Origin of the sequence: Dyadobacter beijingensis DSM 21582 (assembly GCF_000382205.1) — a bacterium.
GTDB lineage: Bacteria > Bacteroidota > Bacteroidia > Cytophagales > Spirosomataceae > Dyadobacter > Dyadobacter beijingensis.
Genome location: NZ_KB907786.1, coordinates 780,487 through 803,300 on the forward strand (window position 1 = coordinate 780,487; position 22,814 = coordinate 803,300).

The following is a 22,814-nucleotide window of genomic DNA, read 5'->3' on the forward strand; positions in this document are numbered from 1 at the left end:
CGTAACCTATTTTCGGCTAATTTGACGTATAGTGTACTAGTTTTCAGGAAGTTGACTTCCGGTTAAATGAAGTGCGGGGGCGCCCCTGAAATAGTTCTGAAACCATTGCATTATTTCTGTTTTTCAATGCGAAACCGTAAGAAATACTTGGTATAGCCATGTAGGTAAGATTAATGCCCCTCGTAGAAGCGGGGTGCGCGTACGTCGCTCCCTTGAAATGGATCGCGTTGCTTATATTTGCTACCTTTTAATAAACCAGACCGACCATAATCCTGACCATGGACAAACAAACGCTGATCACCCATTTGAAATCACTGCTCGACGAACGGATGCAGGTGGCGTGGGACGCCATGGAAGCCGCGCAGGAATCGGCTAACGATCAGGGGAAAAGTTCGATGGGGGATAAGTACGAAACGTCGCGCTCGATGGGCCAGCTCGACCGCAATATGCACGCGCGCCAGTACGAGCAGGCGCGTCAGGAACGGCTGATCCTGGAAAAAATCGGGGAAGGCGATACCCCGGCCCGCAGCGCGGTAGGGTCGCTGATCGAAACCACGGCGGGCTGGTTCTTCATCGCCGTGAGCCTGGGGGCCATTAAAATAGAAAATGAGACCGTGATAGCAGTCTCATCTTCGTCGCCCGTGGGTGCCTCGCTGTTAGGAAAGGAGCCCGGGACTTTTTTTGAGTTTATGAAAAAACAACACCGGATCGTGGCGCTGCATTAAGCCATGTTGTGGAACACGCGTACCACATCGTCGTCTTCCTCGATTTTCTCGATCAGCTTTTCCACTTCCGCGATCTGTTCGTCGCTCAAAGTCTTCGTGTCGTTCGGAATGCGTTCGAAATCTGCTTCCACGATTTCGTAGCCGTTCTCTTCGAAGAAATGCTGCAACGCACCGAATGCCGGGAACTCCCCGTAAATGTTGATCAGGTTCGTTTCTTCATCGAGGAATACCTCTTCGCCGCCTGCGTCGATCAGTTCGAATTCGAGTTCTTCGAGGTCCTTACCCGTGTTTTTGACCTTGAAAATGCATTTGCGGTCGAAAATAAAGTCGAGCATGCCCATGGTGCCCAGGCTGCCGCCCAGTTTGTTGAAGTAGCTCCTTACGTTAGCCACCGTGCGGGTTGGGTTATCCGTCGTACTTTCGACGAGGATCGCGATGCCGTGCGGGCCGTAGCCTTCGTACACCATTTCCTTATAATCTTCCTGATCCTTGGACGTAGCGCGTTTGATCGCCCTTTCCACGGTTTCCTTCGGCATGTTCACTGCCTTTGCGTTTTGCAGGAGAACCCGGAGTTTGGAGTTGGTGGCGGGGTCGGCTGTACCGCTTTTCACGGCGAGCACAATCTCTTTCCCGATCCGGGTGAATGTCTTCGCCATTTTGTCCCACCGTTTGAACATCCGCGCCTTTCTGTATTCAAAAGCCCTTCCCATACTTATAATGTATAATTGGTTATTTTAATATTGGTACCTTAATATTGTCAATTGTGCCGCAAATTTATAAAAACGGTCAATATCAGGTTAAAATAAATTCTTTCGCTTAACACTTTCATGAATCATCAGCTCGACTGGCAATTTCAGTCTTTCGAAGAACTTACTAATGCGGAGCTTTACGGCATCCTCCGGCTGCGCAGCGAAATTTTCGTTTTGGAGCAAAAATGCTGCTTTCTGGATATGGATAACAAGGACCAGCGATGCCTGCACGCGGCTGGGTACCGCGACGGGCAGCTGATGGCATACGCACGCATCGTACCGCCGGGCCTGTCGTACGAATACCCGTCCATCGGGCGGATCGTCGTGTCCGGGCTGGGGCGCGGTTCCGGCTACGGGATCGAACTGCTCAACGTGTCGATCGCGAAACTCGAAGAAATGTATGGCAAAGTCGCGATCCGTATCGGGGCGCAGCTGTATTTGAAAAGGTTTTATGAATCGTTTGGTTTCAGGCAATCGGGCGACATTTACCTTGAAGATGGCATCGAACATATCGAAATGACCCGCCCAAATTAGCGGATACTACAAAATGTGTAACCTTTTGGGGAATCGATTCCCAAAAGTGTTGAAATAATAAACACTGTATGTAACCGCAAATGTGCTAAAACGGGGATGAAACGGTACTCAAACAGGCCGAAAACTGGATCTTAGGAGAAAAACGTAGTAATTAATCTACATTTCGATAAAAAAAGTTTGATATAAATTGCTCGCGAACTCTTTCTTTCCTAATTTGGCACAGAATTTTAGTTATTAGTATTCAGTCAAGCAAATTGTTGCTTTGGGACTGACGCCCTGTCAGCAACCCAATTAACATTTTTGACGAACACTGATAGAGGAGGGTTTACGTGGAATGGCCTACTGTAATGCGGTAGGCCATTTTTTTGTGCCCGCCGATTGGTTAGCAGGTCGAAATCGTGTTCATTTGTACTGTTTTAGAACACACCAGCGCATTTTTACATGACCAAAGTAACCGAGTACATTCGCCGCGCCGAAGGCAAAACCCTATTTTCGATCGAGATCATCCCCCCACTGAAAGGACAGAACATCAACGAATTGCTGAATTCCATCGAGCCTTTGATGGAGTTCAGGCCCCCGTTTGTGGACGTAACTTACCATCGGGAGGAGCTGATCGACCGAGTCGGGCCGGATGGCACCATCGAACGCATTCCCATTCGGAAGCGTCCGGGTACGGTGGGCATTTGCGCGCGATTGATGGAGCGTTTCAAGGTGGACGCGGTGCCGCACGTGATCTGCGGTGGTTTTACCAAAGACGAAACCGAGGATGTGCTCATCGACCTGCATTACCTGGGTATCGACAACGTGCTTGTGCTGCGCGGTGATGCCGAAAGGTCGGCCGGTGTTTTCCAGCCGAAGCCGGGCGGGCATTCCTACGCCTCCGAGCTGGTGACGCAGGTGGATAATATGAATAAGGGAATCCTGCTCAATGCGGAAACCGAAATGTCGCCCACCAACTTCTGCATCGGTGTGGCCGGCTACCCCGAAAAGCATTTCGACGCGCCTTCGTTCGATTCCGATTATGCCGCGTTAAAAAAGAAAATAGAACTTGGCGCCAATTACATCGTGACGCAGATGTTTTTCGATAATGAGAAATATTTCAGCTTTGTGGAGCGCTGCCGCGCGGAAGGCATTACCGTACCCATTATCCCCGGCCTGAAACCGCTTTCAACCAAAAAGCAGCTGACCGTCCTGGCGGATATTTTTCACCTCGAATTCCCGGAGGAACTCGTGAAAGAGGTACAGAAATGCGCGACGGACAAGGAAGTGCGGCAGGTGGGCATCGAATGGGGTATTCAGCAAAGCAAGGGGTTGATGGCCTATGGCGTGCCGGTGCTGCACTTTTACACGATGGGCAAGTCCGACAATGTGTCGCAGATCGCCCGCGGCGTGTTTTAATGTAAAGACTTTAATGCAAGACAGCGCTGCTATTCGTAGCAGACCGCCGTTCCGTTGGCACTAACCATGAGCATGGAGCTGCCGTTTCCGATCGTTTCCAGGTCGATATCGACGCCGATGACTGCATTGGCGCCGAGGCGTTGCGCCTGTTCCATCATTTCGCGAATGGCGATGCTCTTGGCTTCGCGGAGGCCCTGCTCGTAGGAGCCTGAGCGGCCGCCTACCACGTCGCGGATGCCGGCGAGGAAGTCCTTTACAAAATTGGCGCCGATAATGGCCTCACCGTTCACCAGTCCGATATACTTAATGATTCTTTTACCTTCGATGTTCGGGGTAGTAGTAACAAGCATGCGATTTCAGGTTTGATTGGTGTTGATTTTGACGGGCCAAATTAAGGGATTTGCCAAAGAGGACGCTGAAAATAATGGTTTAGTGGCAAAGTAGCATAAGTTCGAGGTAAATTTTAGGTATGATTTGAAAATTGCCCCGTACTTCGCCGCGTTTGACGGAAAACGGGCTAATAATCGTTAGTTTTGCCCTTTGAGTAATTTTGAATGCGTAATTTTTTTGAAATGGAACAAACAGTAGACGTCATCAACCATATTATCCGGACCCGCCGGAGCATTTTCCCACCCAGCTATATCGAGAAGGAAATCCCCCAGGAAATCATTGAAAATATCCTTGAAAACGCCAACTACGCGCCTACACACAAGCGTACGGAGCCGTGGCGGTTCATGGTGTTCCGGGGCGAGGAAAAGCTGCAACACCTGGCGAACTTCTTCATGGAGCGCTACCGCAACAACACGCCGGCGGAGTCGTTCTCGCAGGCGCGCTACGAGGCTGCGGGCGAGAAAATCCTGAAATCGGCTGTCGTAATCGCGATCAACGCCGAGCTTCACCCCAACGACCTGCCTGAATGGGAGGAAACGGCGGCGGTAGCCTGTGCGGTACAAAATATGTGGCTTACGGCCACCGCTTACGGCATCGGCTCCTATTGGAGCAGCCCGGCGGTACTGAAAGAACTGGCCGAATACCTGGGCCTGCCCGAAAGCCAGAAATGCCTCGGCCTGTATTACCTGGGCTACCACAATGCGCCGGAAATGCCTGCGCGCCGCAATAGCACCATTCAGGAAAAAATCACCTGGGCCTGAGCATGAAACAGTCCCGCCCGACCCTCCGCGCACAGCAGCTTACCAAAACATTCGGTAACGACACCGTCCTTTCCGCCATAGACCTCGACCTCGCGCCGGGCGAATGGCTGGGTATCCTGGGCGAAAGCGGATCGGGCAAAAGCACCTTGCTGCGCATTCTGGGGCGTTTCCTGGATGCGGAGCAAGGTGATGTTTTTTTTAAAGGGCAGCTGCTCAAACCCGTCGCGGGCGAACTGATGCCCGGCCACGAGGGCATCAGGCTCATTCACCAGGAGTTCGAACTGTTCCCGAACCAGACGGTGGAAGAAAATATCGCCTATTCGCTACGCTTCTATGAGCCCGATTATCGTGCCGAAAAAGTAGCGGAGCTGCTGGAAACCACCGCTTTGAAAAGCGTGAAAGACCGCAAGGCTAAATTGCTTTCCGGTGGTGAAAAACAGCGTACCGCCATTGCCAAGGCCATTGCCGAGCTACCCGATGTGCTGCTGCTCGACGAACCGTTCGCCCATCTGGACAACCATAACCGCCGCGTACTCGCGGACGCGATCGAGCGCCTGCGCAAGCGCGAGAAAATGGCCTGCATATTCGTCACCCACGAGGCTGCGGACGCGTTGGCGTGGTCGGACCGGATCGCTGTGCTGCGTGACGGGCAAATTATCCAGATCGGAACACCGCAGGAAGTTTACAATAACCCCGTGAATGCCTACGTTGCCGAACTGACGGGCGATATCAACTGGATCGCCGGCGACCACGACAAGCAGCAATTTTACATTCGTCCCGAGAAGATCAAACCGACGCGCAATCCCGACAAGAGCCGTTGGGTAGGCAACGTGGAAGCCGTGCGCTTTCATGGCAACCATTGGGAAATCCGTTGTGTAAAGGGGAAGGAACATTTATCCTTTTACCGCAACAAGCCCGACCTCGCAATCGGGCAGGAGGTGCATTTAACTTATGCGTCCAAAGACCTCAAAAGCATTTGATTTTCCCTACAATTTAAACCAGAAGGAAATCTTCACCGCGAACGGCGTCACACTCGGGTTATCGAGATAGGTGAGCCGGTGGATGAAATCGACGCGGCCCGTCCTGAAAATGTTGTCGATGCCGTAACCGAGTTCGATATAGGGCTTGCCGTTCAGTGGGCTGAATGTGAGTATCTTTTGTCCCGATTCATCGGTGGTCGTCGTGAGCGACTGGTTGCTGTCGCGGAGGCTGCCGTAAAACAACCTGCCTGTGGCCAGCATGCGTAATTTCAGCCGTTTGATAGCCGGAATGCGGTTCAGGATAAATCCTTCGAAATTGTGTTCCATCCGCAAAGAGAAATAACGGTCGCTCACAAACTCGAAGTAGCGCATGAGGTTATACGCGTTCTCCACATAAAACAGCGATTCGTTACCTAGTGGGGTATACAGGAGTGGGTAGGGCAGTGTCGACGGGATATAGCCGAGCGTTACATAATAATAGGTACGCCCGATGACGCCTGCGCGGAAGCTCTGGCGGATATTGAACGAAAACTTGTTGTAATCGAAATCACCGCCCAGCAAATGCTTGAAACCGTGCGTGTACCGCAGGGTAAAGGCGGGGAAATTTCCGTTACCCATGCTAATGCGCTCATTATCATTGAGCAGGAACGTTTCCCGCTGGGCAAGCCGCGCCTCGAAGTTTACCTCTGTAATGTCGAATGCGCTTTTCACCGGTGAACGCTCACCGGCACGCGGGTCGGTGCGGTAGGTGAAGGGAAACAGCGGATCGAACGTCCGGTGGCGAACCTGCACGCTGCCCGTCAGCCCTTTAACCACTTCCCTTTTGAAATACCCCGAAAAATCCTGCTGCCAATACGGCCGCCTGAATGCCCCGAAGCGCGATAATGCCCCGAAAATGGTGCTTGGGCCAATGGTTTCGGCGGTCAGGCCGAGGCGTTCCAGGTCTTTGGCATAGGCAATGCCCGCCATCGTCCACGGCTTGCGGCTGATAATGTAATCTACCCCGCCGCCGTACTTAAAAGCACGGTCACGCGTGCCATAGGCGGCATAACCGCTGAAAATCCACTTTTTACTGAATCCCGGATCGGTGCGGAAACCGAGCCGGAAGCGATTGCCTTCCACTTTGTTGTTGGCATACAGAAAAAGGTATGGCCCGACGTCGATGTTCCATTTGTCGATCCGTTTGTAGCCATTCACAAAAATGTTGAGCAGCTCCGTGTATGTTTTCACGACCGGCAATGCTTTCAGCGAATCGATGAGCTCGAATGTCAGTTTCTCCGTCGGGCTGAGGTCTTCGGGGCGGCTTTTGATCCAGAATGTCGAATCGTGGTCGCGGTAGTCGTCTTTGAGCTCTATGGCCGTGTCGTAGAACCGGGGCTCGCGCGGCTGGCCGGTTTTGTATCTGGATTGGGCTGAATAAAATTTCAGGAGCATTCCGGCCGCTTGGGGCGTTGGCTCGTCGATGTCGATCAGGACGCGCGTTTTGCGCGGCAGCCAGGTTTTTCCGTCTTCGGAGGGCTCGTAGGATTGCTGGATTTTGATGCGGTCGATGTAGTTCAGGTTCGCTTGCCTGGTTACCGAGGCGTCGATCTGCGTCAATGCGAAGGTATGCCCATCGATCCACATCGAGCCGGTAAACGCCAGATCCTGCTTTTGCCGCGGCTCGAAATCGATCTGGTAGTCGTAACGAGTGCCATTCGCAACGCTGTCGGCGAGAAAATACTCGTAGTACAGCCGCCAATTGTCGGAAATGGGAGAGACGAAATCTTTTTGCAGGACATTCAGCCAGTTATTGTAAAAATTATATTGCTGAAACGTAGACCCGATCAGTTGCGACACGACGCTGCCGTCCGTCAACCCCACGCCCGATACCTTCGTTTTGTTGATCACCTCCTTTTTCTTTAATGGATCGCGGCGGTAAAAAACATCCGAAACCGATTCGGAAATGAATATCGGGATAATGGTTTCGCCGTTCTCTCCCTTCACTTCATCGAATTGGTCGAGAATATGGGTCATCTTCTTCACCGGCTTCCGGTCCCGGAACCCTTTCGAAAGGTTATCGATGTCGATCTGGATTTTGTTATACGCCTCGTATTCGTATGCCGGGAGCTCGTCGGCATTATTGGCCTTTTTCCGGGCGACAATTTTACGCAGAATAGCATAGGCAGGGTTTTCGCCTGCCGATATCCGCACTTCGCGCAGCTGCGTGGTGCCCGGTGCGAGCTGAAAATCGATCACCTGCTCGACCAAATTCGGCAGGATGGCCTTGCTGCGCGTCGCATAACCCACGTAGGTCACCGCGATGGAGTCGGCGGGCTGCGCGAAAGAAATGGTGTAAATGCCGTCGAAATTGGTGGTAGTACCGCCAGGCTGGCCACGAATGCCGACGTTGGCGAACGGAATGGGATCGCCCGTGCTGGCATCGGTTACCCGGCCTTTAATGGTAGTTTGCGAAAAGGCATTCGGGCGGATGGCCGCGGAGAGGATGAGGATGGCTATGTACAGGCCCGGCCTCATTCGTCATGCTCATTTTTCCCGATCCGGATATTGGAAGTCACGTCCGCTGCCGGGCGTAAGATGTGAACGTCGAGCACGGCTTTCGGACGCGCGAGATACTCGCGTATGAGCGTGCGGAGTGAATAGCCGTCGGGTACGTCCTGAGCGGCGAAAGATATGGCATTAATGCCTTCGTTATGAGCAATATATAGTGCCCTGGCGTTGTGAAAATTCTGCGAAATGATCGTGAAATTATCCTGGTTGAACACCTGCTTGCACCGCACGATCGAATCGAATGTGCGGAAACCGGCGTAGTCGAGGGTCATCACGTTTTCGGGAATGCCCAGGTTCAGCAGGGCGCGCTGCATGTCCTGCGGCTCATTGTAGTATTGGGAGTCGTTGTTGCCGCTCAGGATAATATACTTGATTTTTCCCTCCTTGAAAAGCCGTGCGGTAGCTTCCATGCGGTATTTGAAAAAAAGGTTTTCAGCCCCTTTTTCCGACTTTTTACTCGTTCCGAGCACGAGCGCCACGTCGTTCGGCGGGAGGTTTTCAATGGAAAAATAAGAGTATTGGCGCGTACAGTAGACCACCCAGAAATTGCACAGCAGGATGAAAACCATGCTGGCAAATAATAAGGCTAGTATGATCTTGATCAATTTTTTCACCTGTACACGCGTTGCCTTGTGATATTCGATCCCGCCGGACGGCGGACATCCGTATTGATGTACGCCGTCGGTGGTCGTTTTGTTATCGGTATGTCGGATTTGGCGTTATCCGGGGCCTATTCAAACAATCCCAGCTGACTTTTCGGATCCGAGCCTTTTTTGGAATCCTTTTTGGGCTTCGCATCCCCTTTGGACTCGCCTTCTTCCGCGTCCTCGTCCGCTGCTGTTTCTTCAGTATCTCCGCCTTCGGGAACAACAGTATTTTCCTCCAAAGCATTCGTCGCCTCCTCCGCTGTTTCGTCGCCGCCATTGTCTTCGTCGGGAACCTCTTCGGTTACAGGCTCTTCCACAGGCACGGCCAGCGGTTCAAGCCAGCGGATTTCCTTGAACTTGTCATTGGGAATGCGGTTACCCTGCGCCCGCCACCCGCGGATGTCCACCATGTCTTCGACGAGGTATTCTTCGGTGGTTTGCTCCTTCTGGGCCGTTTTGGGGTACACGATTTCCAGGCGCGGGCGCGTATCCGTGCTCGCGAGGATCAGCTTGCTGTTTTTGGCATCGCTGATAAAGAGGAATTTCTTGTCGAGCGACGAGGTCTCGATATTGAACCTTTTAATAAAGTGCTGCTTCTGCCCGGCATCGAAATAAATGGCTGTGATCGGCAGCTTGGAATCGAATTTCTTGACGAGCAATACCTCGTGCGGCTCGTAATGGTTGGTCAGGTCGAAGTTGGTGAGCTCGTAGGAGCCATCTTTATAAATGACCGCAATGGTGTCGGTAGGTCCGAAATTACCAAGGTATTCGCCGCGTTCGTCGCGGTTCAGGCGGCCGATGATCGGATCGAACCACATGTCCACACCGCCGAGTGTCGAGCGGCCGGCCTGCTTCAATGTGAGCTTTCTAACCGGGTATTTAGTCAGAATGTTGCCCATTGCGCTGCGGTTTTTGATCAGCAATTCGGCAAAGTTGTAGTCAAACTGCTTGACTTTCGCTTTGCTCTGCGCCGTAAGGTTCACGGTAATGATCTCGGCCTCGCCGTTGTCGTTCGCCGTGAAATAGGTAATTTTCGATTTCGGTGTCCCCTGCGTGAGCTCGTACTCGCGGTCGCGCGTGATGGCCGTCACCTGGAAGCGTTTCGCGTAAGAAACACCGGTTTTACCATCCACGTATACCAGGTTGTAAACCTTGCGCTCGTCGTTTTTGAGGAACACGGCGCAGTGGATAATATCTTTGCCCACAAATACCTTTTCCTGCACTTTGGTCACCACGCAGCGGCCGTCGCCCCGGAACACGATAATGTCGTCGATATCCGAGCAATCCATCACGTATTCGTCTTTTTTGAGGCCATAACCGATAAAACCCTCCGCCCGGTTGACGTACAGTTTCTGGTTGTTAGCCGCCACGATATTGGCCGAGATCTGGTTAAATGCGCGGATTTCGGTTTTGCGGCCCCGGCCTTTACCATATTTTTTCAGCAATTCCCGGAAATACTCGATCGCGAAGCGGGTAATGTGTGCGAGGTTGTCTTCGGTTTCGGCCAAATCCTCCTGCCATTTCCGCATCAGTTCGTCGGCCTTGAAGCCGTCGTATTTGGAGATACGTTTGATGCGGATTTCGGTCAGTTCTACGATATCGTCGTCGGTAATCTCCCGGTAGAATTGCGCTTTGTAGGGCTCCAATCCTTTATCGATCGTCCGGATCACCGCCTCGAACGTTTCGCATTCCTCGATATCGCGGTAAATGCGGTTTTCGATAAATATCTTTTCGAGCGAGCCGTAGAGGATTTTTTCCAGCAAAGCCAGCCGTTTGATTTCCAGCTCGCGCTGCAACAGATGGACGGTTTGCTGGGTGTTGTATTTTAAAATTTCGGTTACGCCGACGAAATGCGGTTTTTCTGCAATAATGATACAGGCATTCGGTGAAATGGATACCTCGCATTCGGTGAATGCGTAGAGCGCGTCCATGGTAATGTCCGGCGACACGCCCGGCGCCAGATGCACCTGGATTTCGACGTCGGCAGCCGTATTGTCCACCACTTTTTTGATCTTGATCTTACCCGCGTCGTTCGCTTTGATGATCGATTCGATGAGGGAAGTAGTAGTGGTGCCAAAAGGAATGTCGCGGATGACGAGCATCTTTTTGTCCTCCTCCTCGATTTTGGCACGTACCCGGACTTTGCCGCCGCGCTGGCCGTCGTTGTAGTTGGAAACATCCACAAGGCCGCCCGTGAGGAAATCGGGGTAAATGCTCACTTCCTTGCCTTGCAGCACGCTGATGGACGCTTCGATGAGCTCGCAGAAATTGTGCGGAAGGATTTTGGTCGACAAACCCACCGCGATCCCCTCCACGCCCAGCGAAAGCAGCAGCGGGAATTTGACCGGCAAAGTGATCGGTTCGCGTTTACGGCCGTCGTACGAAAGCTGCCATTCGGTGGTATCGTCGTTGAAAACGATCTCCTTGCCGAAGCGCGACAGGCGTACCTCGATATACCGCGCCGCCGCCGCGCCGTCGCCGGTACGGATATCGCCCCAGTTGCCCTGCGTATCGAAAAGCAGCTCTTTCTGACCGATATTGACAATGGCGTCGTAGATGGACGCGTCGCCGTGCGGGTGGTACTGCATCGATGAGCCGACAACGTTGGCCACCTTGTTGAAGCGGCCGTCGTCCATTTCGTTGAGCGCATGTAAGATCCTTCTCTGAACGGGTTTCAGCCCGTCCTCGACCGCCGGAACGGCGCGTTCCAGAATTACATAAGAGGCATAGTCGAGAAACCAGTTTTCGTATAAGCCCGAAATGGGCAGTTTATCATGCAATCCGCTATCTTCTACTTCGGGCGCAGGTCCGTTTTCGTCCATAAATGCAGGAGGAACCAGGTTTTAAGAATTCAGAAAAAATTTAATCAGCCTTGCTATTCCCGGACTTCATTGGGGGGCTGGCTCAATCCAAAAAGATAGAAACAGGGCGAAGTTTACCGGAAGATGGGGTTGAATTAACTGCTAATATAGCAAAATAAGCGATAAAAGTCAGCTTTCGGCGCCGGGCCCGGATGCATTCAGGACGGCCAGCAGTTCGCTGATCATCATCGCGGTAGCGCCCCAGATTTTATAACCCTGTACCATATAATGCGGCGCATGTACCTGTTCGCCACGCACTTGGATATCACTCGAACCGATAATATCAACATCAGAAATCTCTTCGAGTTTGATCTCGAAAATATCTTCGACCTCGCGGGGATCCGGGTAGAAGTCGGGCCGGTAGGGCATCGCCGCTACAACCGGCAGGACGTGAAAATTGCTCGCGGGAATGAAGAGCTCGGTCAACGCGCCCAGGATTTTGACGTCCGTCAACCGCAGCCCGATCTCCTCCTGGGCCTCGCGTAGTGCGGTGCGGATGAGGTTTTCGTCGGTCAGCTCGTAACGCCCGCCCGGAAATGCGACCTGCCCGCTGTGCACGCCGTCGTAGGCAGGCCGCAGGATGAGCGGGAAGTAAATGTGATTCTGGTAGGGGTAAAAAAGGATGAGCACCGCGCTCTTGCGCGTGCGGGCATTGGGTTTGAAAGTAAGTCGCAGCTTGCTGGTCGACTGCATGACCCGGTGGGCCGTTTCACCGGGTAGCGGGGATTTTAATTGATTGGTCAGCTGTTCGGTAAAAGCGGAAAACGATTCCAGTGCGGCCATTTGGCGGGATGAGTAAGATAGTTAGGTGTCGGACATGGGCAGGTGTTCGAGGCTGTAAAAGAAAAACTTCATCCCGAACATTCTATTATCTCAGGCATAATACGCAAATATAACAATTACGCACGACCATTTTAGCCGTCCACTAAGCGTGGGAATACAGCCTCACCAGCTGCTCCGCGCACCTTTCGCCATCCATCGCCGCCGACATGATGCCTCCTGCGTAGCCGGCGCCTTCGCCGCAGGGGAACAGCCCTTTGACTTCCGGGTGTTCACAGCTTTCGCGTTCACGGGGGATGCGGATGGGCGATGACGTGCGGCTTTCGACGCCGATCAGCTGCGCGTCGCCGGAGAGGTAACCCCGCATTTTACGACCAAAATCCGACAATGCATCGCGCAGGGGGAATGCAATGTGGCCGGGAAGCACGTCATAGAGGTCTACCGATTGCAGGCCGGGCTGATAGGACGTGTCGCGCAGGTGTGCGGAGGTTTTGCCTTTGACAAAATCCGTCGCCAGCTGCGCCGGTGCGGTTTGCGTGGCGCCTGCTAGCTTGCAGGCGGCCTGTTCCAGTTCACGCTGGAGTTGGAGGCCGGCCATGGGGCCGTAATCTTTATATGGTGCCAGATCGGCTTCTTCGATGGTGACCACCATGCCGGAGTTGGCATAGGGCGAGTCGCGGCGCGAGGGCGACATGCCGTTTACCACCACTTCGCCGGAGGCCGTCGCTGCCGGTACGATAAATCCGCCGGGGCACATGCAGAACGAGAAAACACCGCGCTGTACGCCTTTGTAGCGGGTTTGCGTCACCAGGCTGTACGATGCGGCGGGCAAATAGGGGCCGCGGTCGACCTCACAGTGGTATTGGATTTTATCGATCGTGTTCTGCGGATGTTCGATGCGTACGCCCATCGCGAACGACTTGCTTTCGATCAGCACGTTTTTTGCGTGCAGGAGCTCGTAAATGTCCCGCGCCGAATGGCCGGTAGCGAGGATCACGCCGATTCCGGTATGCTCGTCCTTCTCGTTGGTGACCACACCCGTCATGCGGTTACCGCTGATGATGAAGTCGGTCACCTTGGTGTCGAAATGGATCTCTCCCCCTGCTTTGAGGATCGTTTCGCGCATTTCGGATACCACCACGGGCAGTTTGTTGGTACCGATGTGCGGATGGGTGTCGATCAGGATCTGCTCGCTGGCGCTGTGGGCGACGAAGATTTCGAGCACCCGGCGAATGTCGCCGCGCTTGTTGGAACGGGTGTAAAGTTTGCCATCCGAGTAAGTCCCGGCACCGCCTTCGCCGAAGCAGTAGTTGGATTCGGGATTGACCTGGTGTTCTTTGTTAATGGCAGCGAGATCGCGCCGGCGCGTGCGTACGTCTTTACCCCGCTCGAACAAGACAGGTTTAATGCCGAGCTCGATCAGGCGCAATGCAGCGAACATGCCTGCGGGGCCGCAGCCTACAATGAGCGCCTGCGGCTTTTTGCTTACATCGGGGTATACAATGCGGGCCCCCGCCAAAGCTGGCGGCGTTTCACCTGCATAAATTTCTGCCTGTACATTAATTTTTACCTGCCGGCTGCGGGCATCTATTGACTGGCGCGTTTTGCGGATAATCGGGTTGTCGCTTTCGCGTAGCCGGAGCTTCTGAATGATGAAGCGGCGAAAATTATCTTCATCCAGCGCGATTTCGGGCGCCAGGGTCAATTGGAGCGTTTGGTGCATGATATTGGAAAGGGATTTATCCTTTAATGCGGCAAAGGTACGCAGACTTTCGAAGTCTTCAAGGACCAGGGCGCATACGCCGCGTTGGGTAGCAAATGCGCCGCGGTTTCTTTTGAATACAATACCGACCCATCAAAACCACCTTAAAAGCCTGGCAAAATGTCCTCAAACCGACGCCAATTCCTGAACACGCTGGCTGTTTCAGCCGGAGCTGCTGTGCTGTCCGAAGCCGCCCGCGCCGGGCAAAATGCCGCGCCGTACCCATTATCGTGCAACCAGTATTCCTGGATTACATTCTACGCCCGCGACGGCAAGGAGTGGGGGAAAGACGCCGACGCATCGCTGGCCGAGTTTGTTTCTACCGGTTTGAAAGCCTACGAACCGGCATTCAACACCGCCGACGAGGTTTCCAAGTTGCTGCCCGTGCTGAAAAAATACCGGCTCGCCATGCCTTCGGTTTATGTGAATACATCCCTGCACGAGGCCGGCGAGGCTTCTCATTCCATTGCCTCGGTGCTCGCCATCGCCGACGCCCTCAAACCGGCGGATACGAAAATCATCGTCACCAATCCGAACCCGATCCAATGGGGCAGCGACAAAAATAAATCGGACGAACAGCTGGCTGAGCAGGCCCAAAATCTCGACAAACTGGGTGCTGAACTCAGAAAACGGGGCATGGCCCTCGCGTACCACACGCACGACGTGGAGCTGCGCGCCGCCGCGCGGGAGTTTCACCATATGCTGCTCGCCACCGACCCGAAAAACGTGTCGCTTTGCCTGGATGTGCATTGGGTATACCGCGGTTCCGGCAACTCGCAGGTCGCGTTGTTCGACATTGTCAAATTGTACGGAAAGCGCATTGCCGAGCTGCATTTGCGGCAATCGAAGGGTGGTATCTGGCAGGAGACATTTACGGAAGGCGATATTGATTACGCACGGCTTGCCCGGACGCTCGAAGGCCTGGGCGTAAAGCCGCATTTGGTTCTGGAACAATGCCTTGAAAAAACCTCCCCGAAAACGATGGACGCCATCAAGGCGCATAAGGAGGATCAGGTGTATGTGAAGAAGGTTTTTGGGGTTTGAGTAGATCATTTTTACTAAATACTGACACACTGTTTAAATGGGAAGATTTGAAAAACTGGTTATGCGATTGCTGTCGGGTTCTGCGGATAGCAATTTCAGTTTTGAAGAGCTGAGGCTGATTTTGCTGAATCCAGGCTTTCATGAGAGAACGGGCGGCGGGAGCCACAGAATTTTTTATCAATAGAATATTTCAGAAATTGTGAGTATTCAGCCTCTCGGTAGCAAAGCGAAGCCTTATCAGGTGAAACAGGTCAGAGCTATTATCTTAAAATACAAACTATTCGGCTATGAACAGTAAATACGAGTTGATCATGTATTGGAGCGACGAGGATCAATCCTTTATTGTTGAAGTCTCTGAATTACCGGGCTGCATGGCCGACGGGGCAACACAAAGCGAGGCGTTGGCTAATGTGCAGAAAGTGATCGATGAATGGATTGCGACGGCCGAAGAATTGGGGCGCGAGATCCCGAAAGCCAAAGGCAAACTCATGTTCGCATAATCCTGCAATGACCCAAACTGACTTTTTCAATATTTCCGACTTGCTGACCGACGAGCAGCGCCTCGTTCAGCAATCTGTACGTGATTTTTCGGATCGGGAAATCAGGCCAGTGATCGAAGACCTCGCGCAGAAAGCGGAATTCCCGCGGTACCTTATTTCAAAATTTGGTGAACTGGGCGTTTTCGGTCCGACTATTCCGGTGGAATATGGCGGCGGCGGGCTGGATTATACCAGTTACGGGCTGATGTGCCAGGAGATCGAGCGGGGCGATTCGGGGATGCGGTCGACGGTGTCGGTGCAGAGCTCGCTCGTGATGTGGCCGATTTACGCATTCGGTTCCGAGGAACAGAAACGCAAATATCTGCCCAAACTCGCTACCGGCGAATGGCTGGGCTGCTTCGGGCTCACCGAGCCGGACCACGGCTCCAATCCGGGGGGTATGAAGACGCATTTGATGAAAACAGCAGGCGGTTACCTGCTCAATGGCTCCAAAATGTGGATTTCCAATGCGCCGTTCGCGGATGTGGCCGTCGTATGGGCGCGCAACGAAGAGGGCAGGGTGCAGGGTGTGCTCGTGGAACGTGGGATGGATGGGTTTACGACGCCTGAGATCCACAACAAATGGTCGCTGCGTGCCAGCGCGACGGGCGAACTGGTCTTTGACAATGTATACATTCCGGCGGGAAATCTCCTGTGGGGCGACGTAGGGCTCAAAGCCGCATTGCAATGCCTCGACAAAGCGCGGTATGGCATCGCCTGGGGTGCTATCGGTGCGGCGATCGATTGTTACGAAACGGCCGTGAAATATGCAGCGGAACGCATTCAGTTCGATAAACCGATCGGCGCATTTCAATTAACACAGAAAAAACTGGCCGAAATGCTCACGGAAATTACCAAGGCACAACTGCTCGCCTGGCGCCTGGGCCAGCTGATGGACGCCGGCAAGGCTACCACCGTGCAGATTTCAATGGCCAAAAGAAATAATGTAGATATGGCGCTGCACACCGCCCGCGAGGCGCGGCAAATCCTCGGCGCCATGGGCATTACCGGCGAATATCCCATCATGCGCCACATGATGAACCTCGAATCGGTGGTTACCTACGAGGGCACGCATGACATTCACTTGCTTATTCTCGGAGCGGAAATTACGGGGATCTCTGCGTTTAAGTAGGGTTTGCTGACCGCCGGTGGCTGACGCCCCACCGCCGATTCGTTCCTAACTTGTAAACTCCCTGTCGACTGCTTGTCCGAAGTCGGCTGTCGACGGTCCGTGGTCGGCGGTTGGCGGCGACGCAACCGCCAGCTTCCGCTGCAAATCCTTACTCGTTTCCCGCGAGCCATCGGGTGACCAGCCTGGTGCTTTGAAAAGGTATTTCAGCTTGGTTTTAAAATCGACGGGCTGTTTGAAATCATCGCCAATGGCTTTCCATTCGTGGAAAACGGTGTCGGTCAGGCCCTGTTGCCCCATTGGTTTGGTGAGGCCATAGCGCGGCGGCTCGGCGGGCAGTTCTTCCTGGAACGTGCCGAAAAGACGGTCCCAGACGATAAGGCACATGCCCATATTCTTATCGAGGTATTGCACATTGCTCGCGTGGTGCACGCGGTGGTGCGAGGGTGTCACGAAAATGTATTCGAGCCAGCCGAGTTTACCCACGTACTCGGTATGGACGATGATACCGTAAATTTGTGTAATTGAATACATTACAATAATATCGGCCGGGTTGAAGCCTACCAGCGCCAGCGGGATGAAGTACACAAAACGGTACAGCGGCTGGAATACCGACGAGCGGAAGCCCGTCGTGAGATTGAAATGCTCCGACGAATGATGCGTCACGTGCACAGCCCAGAACAGCCGGGAATGGTGGTCCACATAATGCAGGGTGTAGAATGCCAGGTCTTCGGCAAGGAAAAGCGCCAGCCAGTAGAGGTAAGGATTGGTGATTGGTCCGACGAGCGAAAAATTGTAGAACCAGATCAGTACGCCCACGTAGGCAGCCCGGAAAAGCAGGTCGACACCGCCGTTCAGCAGCATCAGGGCCGCATTCATCAAGGTATCTTTCAAGGAATAAGCCGGGCGTTCGGCCAGGTCCTCGCGGTGTGTCTTGTGTGTCAGGAAAATCTCAAGACCGATCAGACAGATATAAAATGGCGTCGACAGTTTTAGAATGAGATCCTCAAAATCATAAGTGCCGGGCATAGCAATTAAATCAAATAAAAAACAAAGATAGCTGAGAAGCGAACTGTAAGTTTTGACCTGCTTATTTCTAATATCTTTTTAATGGAAACCGCCGGGGTTACTGATCAGACATTCGTGTTACAGGATACCCCTATCGAAGGGTCAAAATTTCGCTGGTTTACGATTTCAGGTATTATAAGTATCTGAAAATGTTTAGTTAATCATTTTTCTCAGCGCTTTTCTCAATTCTTCATTCTTATGCTTTTTTTGCAGGATCACCGGCGCCGCGATGCGCTCCCGGCAATCGAACAGCGAGCAGCGCTCACAGGTCTGGTTTACCTCGCGCGAAGTGAGTGCGGGATCTTCCAGAAATGCCAGTTTTTCACGCGTTTGCTCGTCGAGGTAAATGCCCATCGAGACGCTCACGTTCAGGTTGGGCGTGGGCGACATCGGTTGTGCGAAACTCACGACGAGGTATTGGTCCCGGGTATCGATATAGGTCGATTTTTGCGCTTTGCAGAGGATGCGCGGCGGTTGTTTGGCTTGAATAATCTCGCCGAGGTCGTTCAGGATCGTGAGCGCCACCCAGCGGCGGCAGTAATGCTCGTCGCGCACGGTGTGCGGGTAATGCTTCCTGGAAATGTGCATTTCCTTCGTCATATGGAAGATATTCTGGCCGACGAAGTTGTTGAAACGCGAGAAAAATATCTGGTTAATGCCGAAATACCGCGGCAGGATATTGCTGAGCCGGTAGCAGAACGATTCCGGCGTGGTGTTGAAATCGTGAATGAGCTGGATCAGCTTTTCGGGCTGCCAGGTTTTTTGTGCAAAAAAATCGGCGACCGCCGGTACCAGCAGGCTGCGCTTGATAATAACCGCACTGCCGAAATACGACGCCTTGAAGTTGTTCAGCAGCTGCTCGAACGACTCGGCCTCCACGAGTGCCGTCGTATGCAGCCGGTTTTTCAGATTTAAATACAAATACCCGATCTCCCGCCCGTAGATGAATGCGCGCTGTACGGACGACAAATGCGCATTGATAAGCAACCGGGTACCGGAGGCATTCGTAATGGTAAGTGAGCGAACGGTAGCAAATTCGGGATTATTGCGCTCGTTGATCGGCTCGATCGTGTAATGGTACTGTTCTTTGAGTATTGTTTCCAGGGAAGCTTCGTCGAGCAGGCTGGTGGCGTGCACGTTTTGCTCGGTGAGAAAACGTTCGGCTTCCAGCTCGATATCCTCGAAATAATTGTCGTGCATTTCCTGGTAGGTCCGCAATGCCGAGAAATAGAATTTCTCGATCGACATATTATAGTTGCGGGCGATCTCGATGAGCGTACCCACGAACGCACTGATTTTCGTGGGCGCGTCGGAAAGGATTTCGAGGAGATTGGCGGGGTCGATGCCGAACAGTTCGAGCGGGAGCTCGGTAAGTACGTTCGAGCTGAGCAGATCGGAAATCGGTTCGAGCCGTTTGCTCAGTTTCAACGACACCAGCGTGTCATAATCGACTTCGATAGCACCGGCCAATGCAAGGATTTTGTCCGATTTCGGGTACTTTTTCCCTTTCTCGATCTCATTGATATAGGAAATCGATAAGCCCGATTTTTGGGAAAGTTCGCTGAGCGACATTCCCTTGTCGAGCCGGAGCTGTTTGAGTTTGAGTCCGAATACGAGCCTTACATTATCCTGGTTGATTGCCACTGCGCTGGGGTATGGGCCTGATTTTGTGCGATTTCGCTTACAGGCAATTTAACAATTGAAACACAAAAGTAGAAATAAGCCTTGCATTCGGCGTTCATGGACGGTAAAAAAACGACCGCCGGCGACTGACGGCCGACCGCCGATCATCGACGGCTTAGCGCCGTCTGACCATGGGCGATGGGCGATCGTCGGCCGAAGGCCTCTGGCCGGCGGTCGGTCGGCCGTCAGCCTATACCACGTAATAATGAAACGGACAACCCGAATGCGACCAAAAAGCGCTATTTTTGCGGTTTATTTGGAATAACAGAAAACGAACAAAAGCTTTACCTTCTGATAATCAGGACTCCGGGCGAATGTGCACACCGCTTGTCCGGGGAAAAGCATAACAACTAACACGATATGAGTGAGTACAGTCACCGGGAAATAGAAAAGAAATGGCAGGACTTCTGGCAAAGCAACGGCACGTTCAGCGTGTCGAACGCGTCGGAGCAGCCGAAATATTATGTGTTGGACATGTTTCCCTACCCCTCGGGCGCGGGCCTGCACGTGGGGCACCCGCTGGGCTACATCGCCTCGGACATCTACTCCCGCTACAAAAGGCTGAAAGGCTTTAACGTACTGCACCCGATGGGCTTCGACAGCTTCGGGCTGCCGGCCGAGCAATATGCGATCCAGACCGGCCAACACCCTGCCATTACCACCGAGCAGAACATTACCCGCTATATCGAGCAGCTGAAAAACCTCGGCCTGAGCTACGACTGGACCCGCGAAGTGCGGACCTCGGACCCCAGCTATTATAAATGGACGCAATGGATTTTCACCGAACTCTTCAACAGCTGGTACAACAACGATACCGACCAGGCGGAGCCCATTGAAACGCTGACGGCAAAGTTTGCACAGGAGGGTAATGCCCATGTAAATGCCCCTGCCGATGAGGATACCCCCGCATTTACCGCGGAAGAATGGAACTCCTGGTCGGAAGAGGCGCAATATAAACTGACACTGAAATACCGCCTGACCTACGTGGCCGACGCGACCGTAAACTGGTGCCCCGGCCTGGGATCGGTATTGTCGAACGACGAAGTGAAAGACGGCGTGTCGGAGCGCGGTGGCTTCCCCGTAATACAGAAACTGATGCGCCAGTGGATGATGCGCATCACCGCCTACGCACAGCGTTTGATCGACGGCCTGGATACGGTGGACTGGACGGAGTCGCTGAAAGAGCAGCAGCGCAACTGGATCGGACGGTCGGTGGGTGCTTTGGTGAAATTTGCAGTGGATGGTAAAGATGCTAATATAGAGGTATTTACCACCCGTGTGGATACTATTTACGGCGTAACCTTCATGGTGATCGCGCCGGAGCATGAGTTGGTGGACGTGATCACGACGCCGGAGCAGCGCGGGGAAATCGACGCGTACATTGCGATGACGCAAAAGAAATCGGAACGCGACCGGATGTCGGATGTGAAAACCGTTTCGGGCGCATTCACGGGTGCGTACGTGGTCAATCCGTTCAGCGGCGAGAAAGTGCCCGTTTACATTGCGGATTACGTGCTGTCGGGTTACGGGACGGGCGCGGTCATGGCCGTACCATCCGGCGACCAGCGCGACTGGAACTTCGCTACGCATTTCAATCTGCCCATTATCCCGATCCTGGACGCACAGAAGGAGACTGAAACACAAGCCGACGCGACCAAGGAAGGAAAATATATCAACTCCGGCATGATCAACGGATTGGGCTACAAAGAGGCTACCGAGAAGCTGATTAATGTGCTGGAAGAAAAAGGTTTAGGTAAAGGCAAGATCAACTACCGCCTGCGCGATGCGGTGTTCAGCCGCCAGCGTTACTGGGGCGAGCCGGTGCCTGTTTATTACAAAAATGACAGCGAAGGCCAGCCTGTACCTTATTTGCTGGACTTGAACGAGCTGCCGTTGAACCTGCCGGAGGTGGATAAATACCTGCCGACGGAAAACGGAGAACCGCCGCTGGGTCGTGCGCAGGACTGGGCGCATGGCTCGGGCAATGGCTACGAGCTGAGCACCATGCCCGGCTGGGCCGGCAGCAGCTGGTACTGGTACCGTTATATGGACCCGAAAAACAATGACGAATTCGCATCCAAAGAAGCGATCGACTATTGGAAAGACGTCGATCTGTACATAGGCGGAACAGAGCACGCGACGGGCCATTTGCTGTACAGCCGTTTCTGGAACAAATTCATGAAGGACCGCGGCTACGTGCCTGAGGAAGAGCCTTTCAAAAAGCTGATCAACCAGGGTATGATCCAGGGGCGCAGCAACTTTGTGTACCGGGTCAAAGGCGAGGATTATAGCAAGCCGGTATTCGTAAGCGCCGGTTTGAAATCGGATTACGAGGTTTCGGCATTGCATGTCGATGTGAATATTGTCGAGAACGACGTGCTGGATGTAGAGAGGTTCAAAGCGACGCGCCCGGACATCGCCGGCGAAAATGCGACATTTATCCTCGAAGACGGCAAATACGTTTGCGGCGTGGAAGTGGAGAAAATGTCGAAATCGAAGTTCAACGTCGTGAACCCGGACGATATCGTGGAGCGCTACGGGGCCGATACCCTGCGTCTGTACGAAATGTTCCTCGGTCCGCTGGACCAGGCAAAGCCTTGGAATACGAACGGTATCGACGGTACTTACCGCTTCATCCGCAAGCTTTGGCGCCTGTTTTACACCGAAACGGGTCAGTGGCAGGTGAAAGACGTTCCCGCGAAACCGGAAGAACTGAAAACTTTGCACAAAACGATCAAAAAGATCGGCGAGGATATCGAGAACTTCTCATTCAACACGGCCGTGAGCGCATTTATGGTGTGTGTCAATGAGTTGGGCAGCCAGAAATGCCAGAGCAAAGAGATTTTGGAACAGTTGGTGATCCTGCTGTCGCCGTACGCGCCGCACATTTCGGAAGAACTCTGGGATGCGCTGGGCCACGAAAAAGGAACTGTTTCCAAAGCGGCATTCCCGGTATTTGAAGCAAAATATGTCCAGGAATCAGTATTCGAATATCCCGTGCAGATCAATGGCAAAGTGCGTGCTTCGCTGACATTCGCTTTGGATACGCCGCCGGCGGAAATCGAGAAGGAAGTGCTGGCGGACGCTACCGTTCAGAAATGGATGGAAGGCAAGCCGGCCAAGAAAGTCGTGGTCGTCCCGAAACGCATTGTCAACGTCGTGATCTGACCCGACGGTTGAAATACAAAAACAAAACGGCCAGGTCGGTAATCCG

At 53.1% G+C, this 22,814-nt stretch carries 18 protein-coding genes; 9 read left to right on the plus strand and 9 right to left on the minus strand.

The window, feature by feature from the left end; all coding sequences use genetic code 11:
• Window positions 1-278 precede the first annotated feature (278 nt).
• Complete coding sequence (locus H144_RS0103315; RefSeq protein WP_019940612.1) at window positions 279-725, plus strand: hypothetical protein; 447 nt, start codon at window positions 279-281, stop codon at window positions 723-725.
• On the opposite strand, the gene H144_RS0103320 is transcribed toward H144_RS0103315, so the two are convergent.
• Window positions 722-1,435 carry a YebC/PmpR family DNA-binding transcriptional regulator gene (locus tag H144_RS0103320; RefSeq protein WP_026350378.1) on the minus strand — a complete coding sequence of 238 codons (714 nt, stop codon included), beginning with the start codon at window positions 1,433-1,435 and terminating at the stop codon, window positions 722-724. The genes H144_RS0103315 and H144_RS0103320 overlap by 4 nt on opposite strands.
• A gap of 117 nt (window positions 1,436-1,552) precedes the next feature.
• On the opposite strand from H144_RS0103320, the gene H144_RS0103325 reads away from it, so the two are divergent.
• Window positions 1,553-2,008 (plus strand): GNAT family N-acetyltransferase, encoded by a 456-nt coding sequence (locus H144_RS0103325; protein ID WP_019940614.1) that lies wholly within the window; start codon window positions 1,553-1,555, stop codon window positions 2,006-2,008.
• Window positions 2,009-2,449: 441 nt separating this feature from the next.
• Window positions 2,450-3,406: a methylenetetrahydrofolate reductase [NAD(P)H] gene (metF, locus tag H144_RS0103330; RefSeq protein WP_019940615.1), complete on the plus strand. Its 957-nt coding sequence runs from the start codon at window positions 2,450-2,452 to the stop codon at window positions 3,404-3,406.
• 29 nt (window positions 3,407-3,435) lie between these two features.
• On the opposite strand, the gene H144_RS0103335 is transcribed toward metF, so the two are convergent.
• Entirely contained in the window at window positions 3,436-3,756 is a 321-nt protein-coding gene (locus H144_RS0103335) for a heavy metal-binding domain-containing protein (RefSeq protein ID WP_019940616.1), read from the minus strand.
• Between the two features lie 222 nt (window positions 3,757-3,978).
• Here H144_RS0103335 and H144_RS0103340 point away from each other — a divergent pair, with 222 nt between their 5' ends.
• Both H144_RS0103340 and H144_RS0103345 read left to right on the plus strand, forming a co-directional pair.
• Window positions 3,979-4,557 carry a nitroreductase family protein gene (locus H144_RS0103340; RefSeq protein WP_033402407.1) on the plus strand — a complete coding sequence of 193 codons (579 nt, stop codon included), beginning with the start codon at window positions 3,979-3,981 and terminating at the stop codon, window positions 4,555-4,557.
• Between the two features lie 2 nt (window positions 4,558-4,559).
• Window positions 4,560-5,537 carry an ABC transporter ATP-binding protein gene (locus H144_RS0103345; protein WP_019940618.1) on the plus strand — a complete coding sequence of 326 codons (978 nt, stop codon included), beginning with the start codon at window positions 4,560-4,562 and terminating at the stop codon, window positions 5,535-5,537.
• A 6-nt stretch (window positions 5,538-5,543) separates the two neighbouring features.
• Here H144_RS0103345 and H144_RS0103350 read toward each other — a convergent pair whose 3' ends face one another.
• The 5 genes from H144_RS0103350 to H144_RS0103375 form a co-directional block, all read right to left on the minus strand.
• Window positions 5,544-8,054 carry a DUF5686 and carboxypeptidase-like regulatory domain-containing protein gene (locus H144_RS0103350; protein ID WP_019940619.1) on the minus strand — a complete coding sequence of 837 codons (2,511 nt, stop codon included), beginning with the start codon at window positions 8,052-8,054 and terminating at the stop codon, window positions 5,544-5,546.
• Window positions 8,051-8,656, minus strand: a complete 606-nt coding sequence (locus H144_RS0103355) for a SanA/YdcF family protein (RefSeq protein WP_019940620.1) — start codon at window positions 8,654-8,656, stop codon at window positions 8,051-8,053. The genes H144_RS0103350 and H144_RS0103355 overlap by 4 nt, the downstream gene beginning before the upstream one ends.
• 161 nt (window positions 8,657-8,817) lie before the next feature.
• A complete protein-coding gene (locus H144_RS31345; RefSeq protein ID WP_019940621.1) occupies window positions 8,818-11,556 on the minus strand; it encodes a DNA gyrase/topoisomerase IV subunit A in 2,739 nt (912 codons plus the stop codon).
• 168 nt (window positions 11,557-11,724) lie between these two features.
• Window positions 11,725-12,378 carry an NUDIX hydrolase gene (locus H144_RS0103370; protein WP_019940622.1) on the minus strand — a complete coding sequence of 218 codons (654 nt, stop codon included), beginning with the start codon at window positions 12,376-12,378 and terminating at the stop codon, window positions 11,725-11,727.
• Window positions 12,379-12,520: 142 nt separating this feature from the next.
• Entirely contained in the window at window positions 12,521-14,098 is a 1,578-nt protein-coding gene (locus H144_RS0103375) for an NAD(P)/FAD-dependent oxidoreductase (protein ID WP_019940623.1), read from the minus strand.
• Window positions 14,099-14,257: 159 nt separating this feature from the next.
• On the opposite strand from H144_RS0103375, the gene H144_RS0103380 reads away from it, so the two are divergent.
• The 3 genes from H144_RS0103380 (at window position 14,258) to H144_RS0103395 (ending at window position 16,852) form a co-directional block, all read left to right on the plus strand.
• Window positions 14,258-15,181, plus strand: coding sequence for a sugar phosphate isomerase/epimerase family protein (locus H144_RS0103380; RefSeq protein ID WP_019940624.1), 924 nt, complete (start codon window positions 14,258-14,260; stop codon window positions 15,179-15,181).
• A 287-nt stretch (window positions 15,182-15,468) separates the two neighbouring features.
• A complete protein-coding gene (locus H144_RS0103390) occupies window positions 15,469-15,681 on the plus strand; it encodes a type II toxin-antitoxin system HicB family antitoxin (protein WP_019940626.1) in 213 nt (70 codons plus the stop codon).
• 7 nt (window positions 15,682-15,688) lie between these two features.
• Window positions 15,689-16,852: an acyl-CoA dehydrogenase family protein gene (locus H144_RS0103395; RefSeq protein ID WP_019940627.1), complete on the plus strand. Its 1,164-nt coding sequence runs from the start codon at window positions 15,689-15,691 to the stop codon at window positions 16,850-16,852.
• 45 nt (window positions 16,853-16,897) lie between these two features.
• Here H144_RS0103395 and H144_RS0103400 read toward each other — a convergent pair whose 3' ends face one another.
• Window positions 16,898-17,878, minus strand: a complete 981-nt coding sequence (locus H144_RS0103400) for a sterol desaturase family protein (protein WP_019940628.1) — start codon at window positions 17,876-17,878, stop codon at window positions 16,898-16,900.
• 192 nt (window positions 17,879-18,070) lie between these two features.
• Window positions 18,071-19,561, minus strand: a complete 1,491-nt coding sequence (locus H144_RS0103405; RefSeq protein ID WP_019940629.1) for a helix-turn-helix domain-containing protein — start codon at window positions 19,559-19,561, stop codon at window positions 18,071-18,073.
• Between the two features lie 399 nt (window positions 19,562-19,960).
• Here H144_RS0103405 and leuS point away from each other — a divergent pair, with 399 nt between their 5' ends.
• Window positions 19,961-22,768 (plus strand): leucine--tRNA ligase, encoded by a 2,808-nt coding sequence (gene leuS / locus H144_RS0103410; RefSeq protein ID WP_019940630.1) that lies wholly within the window; start codon window positions 19,961-19,963, stop codon window positions 22,766-22,768.
• Window positions 22,769-22,814: the final 46 nt, after the last annotated feature.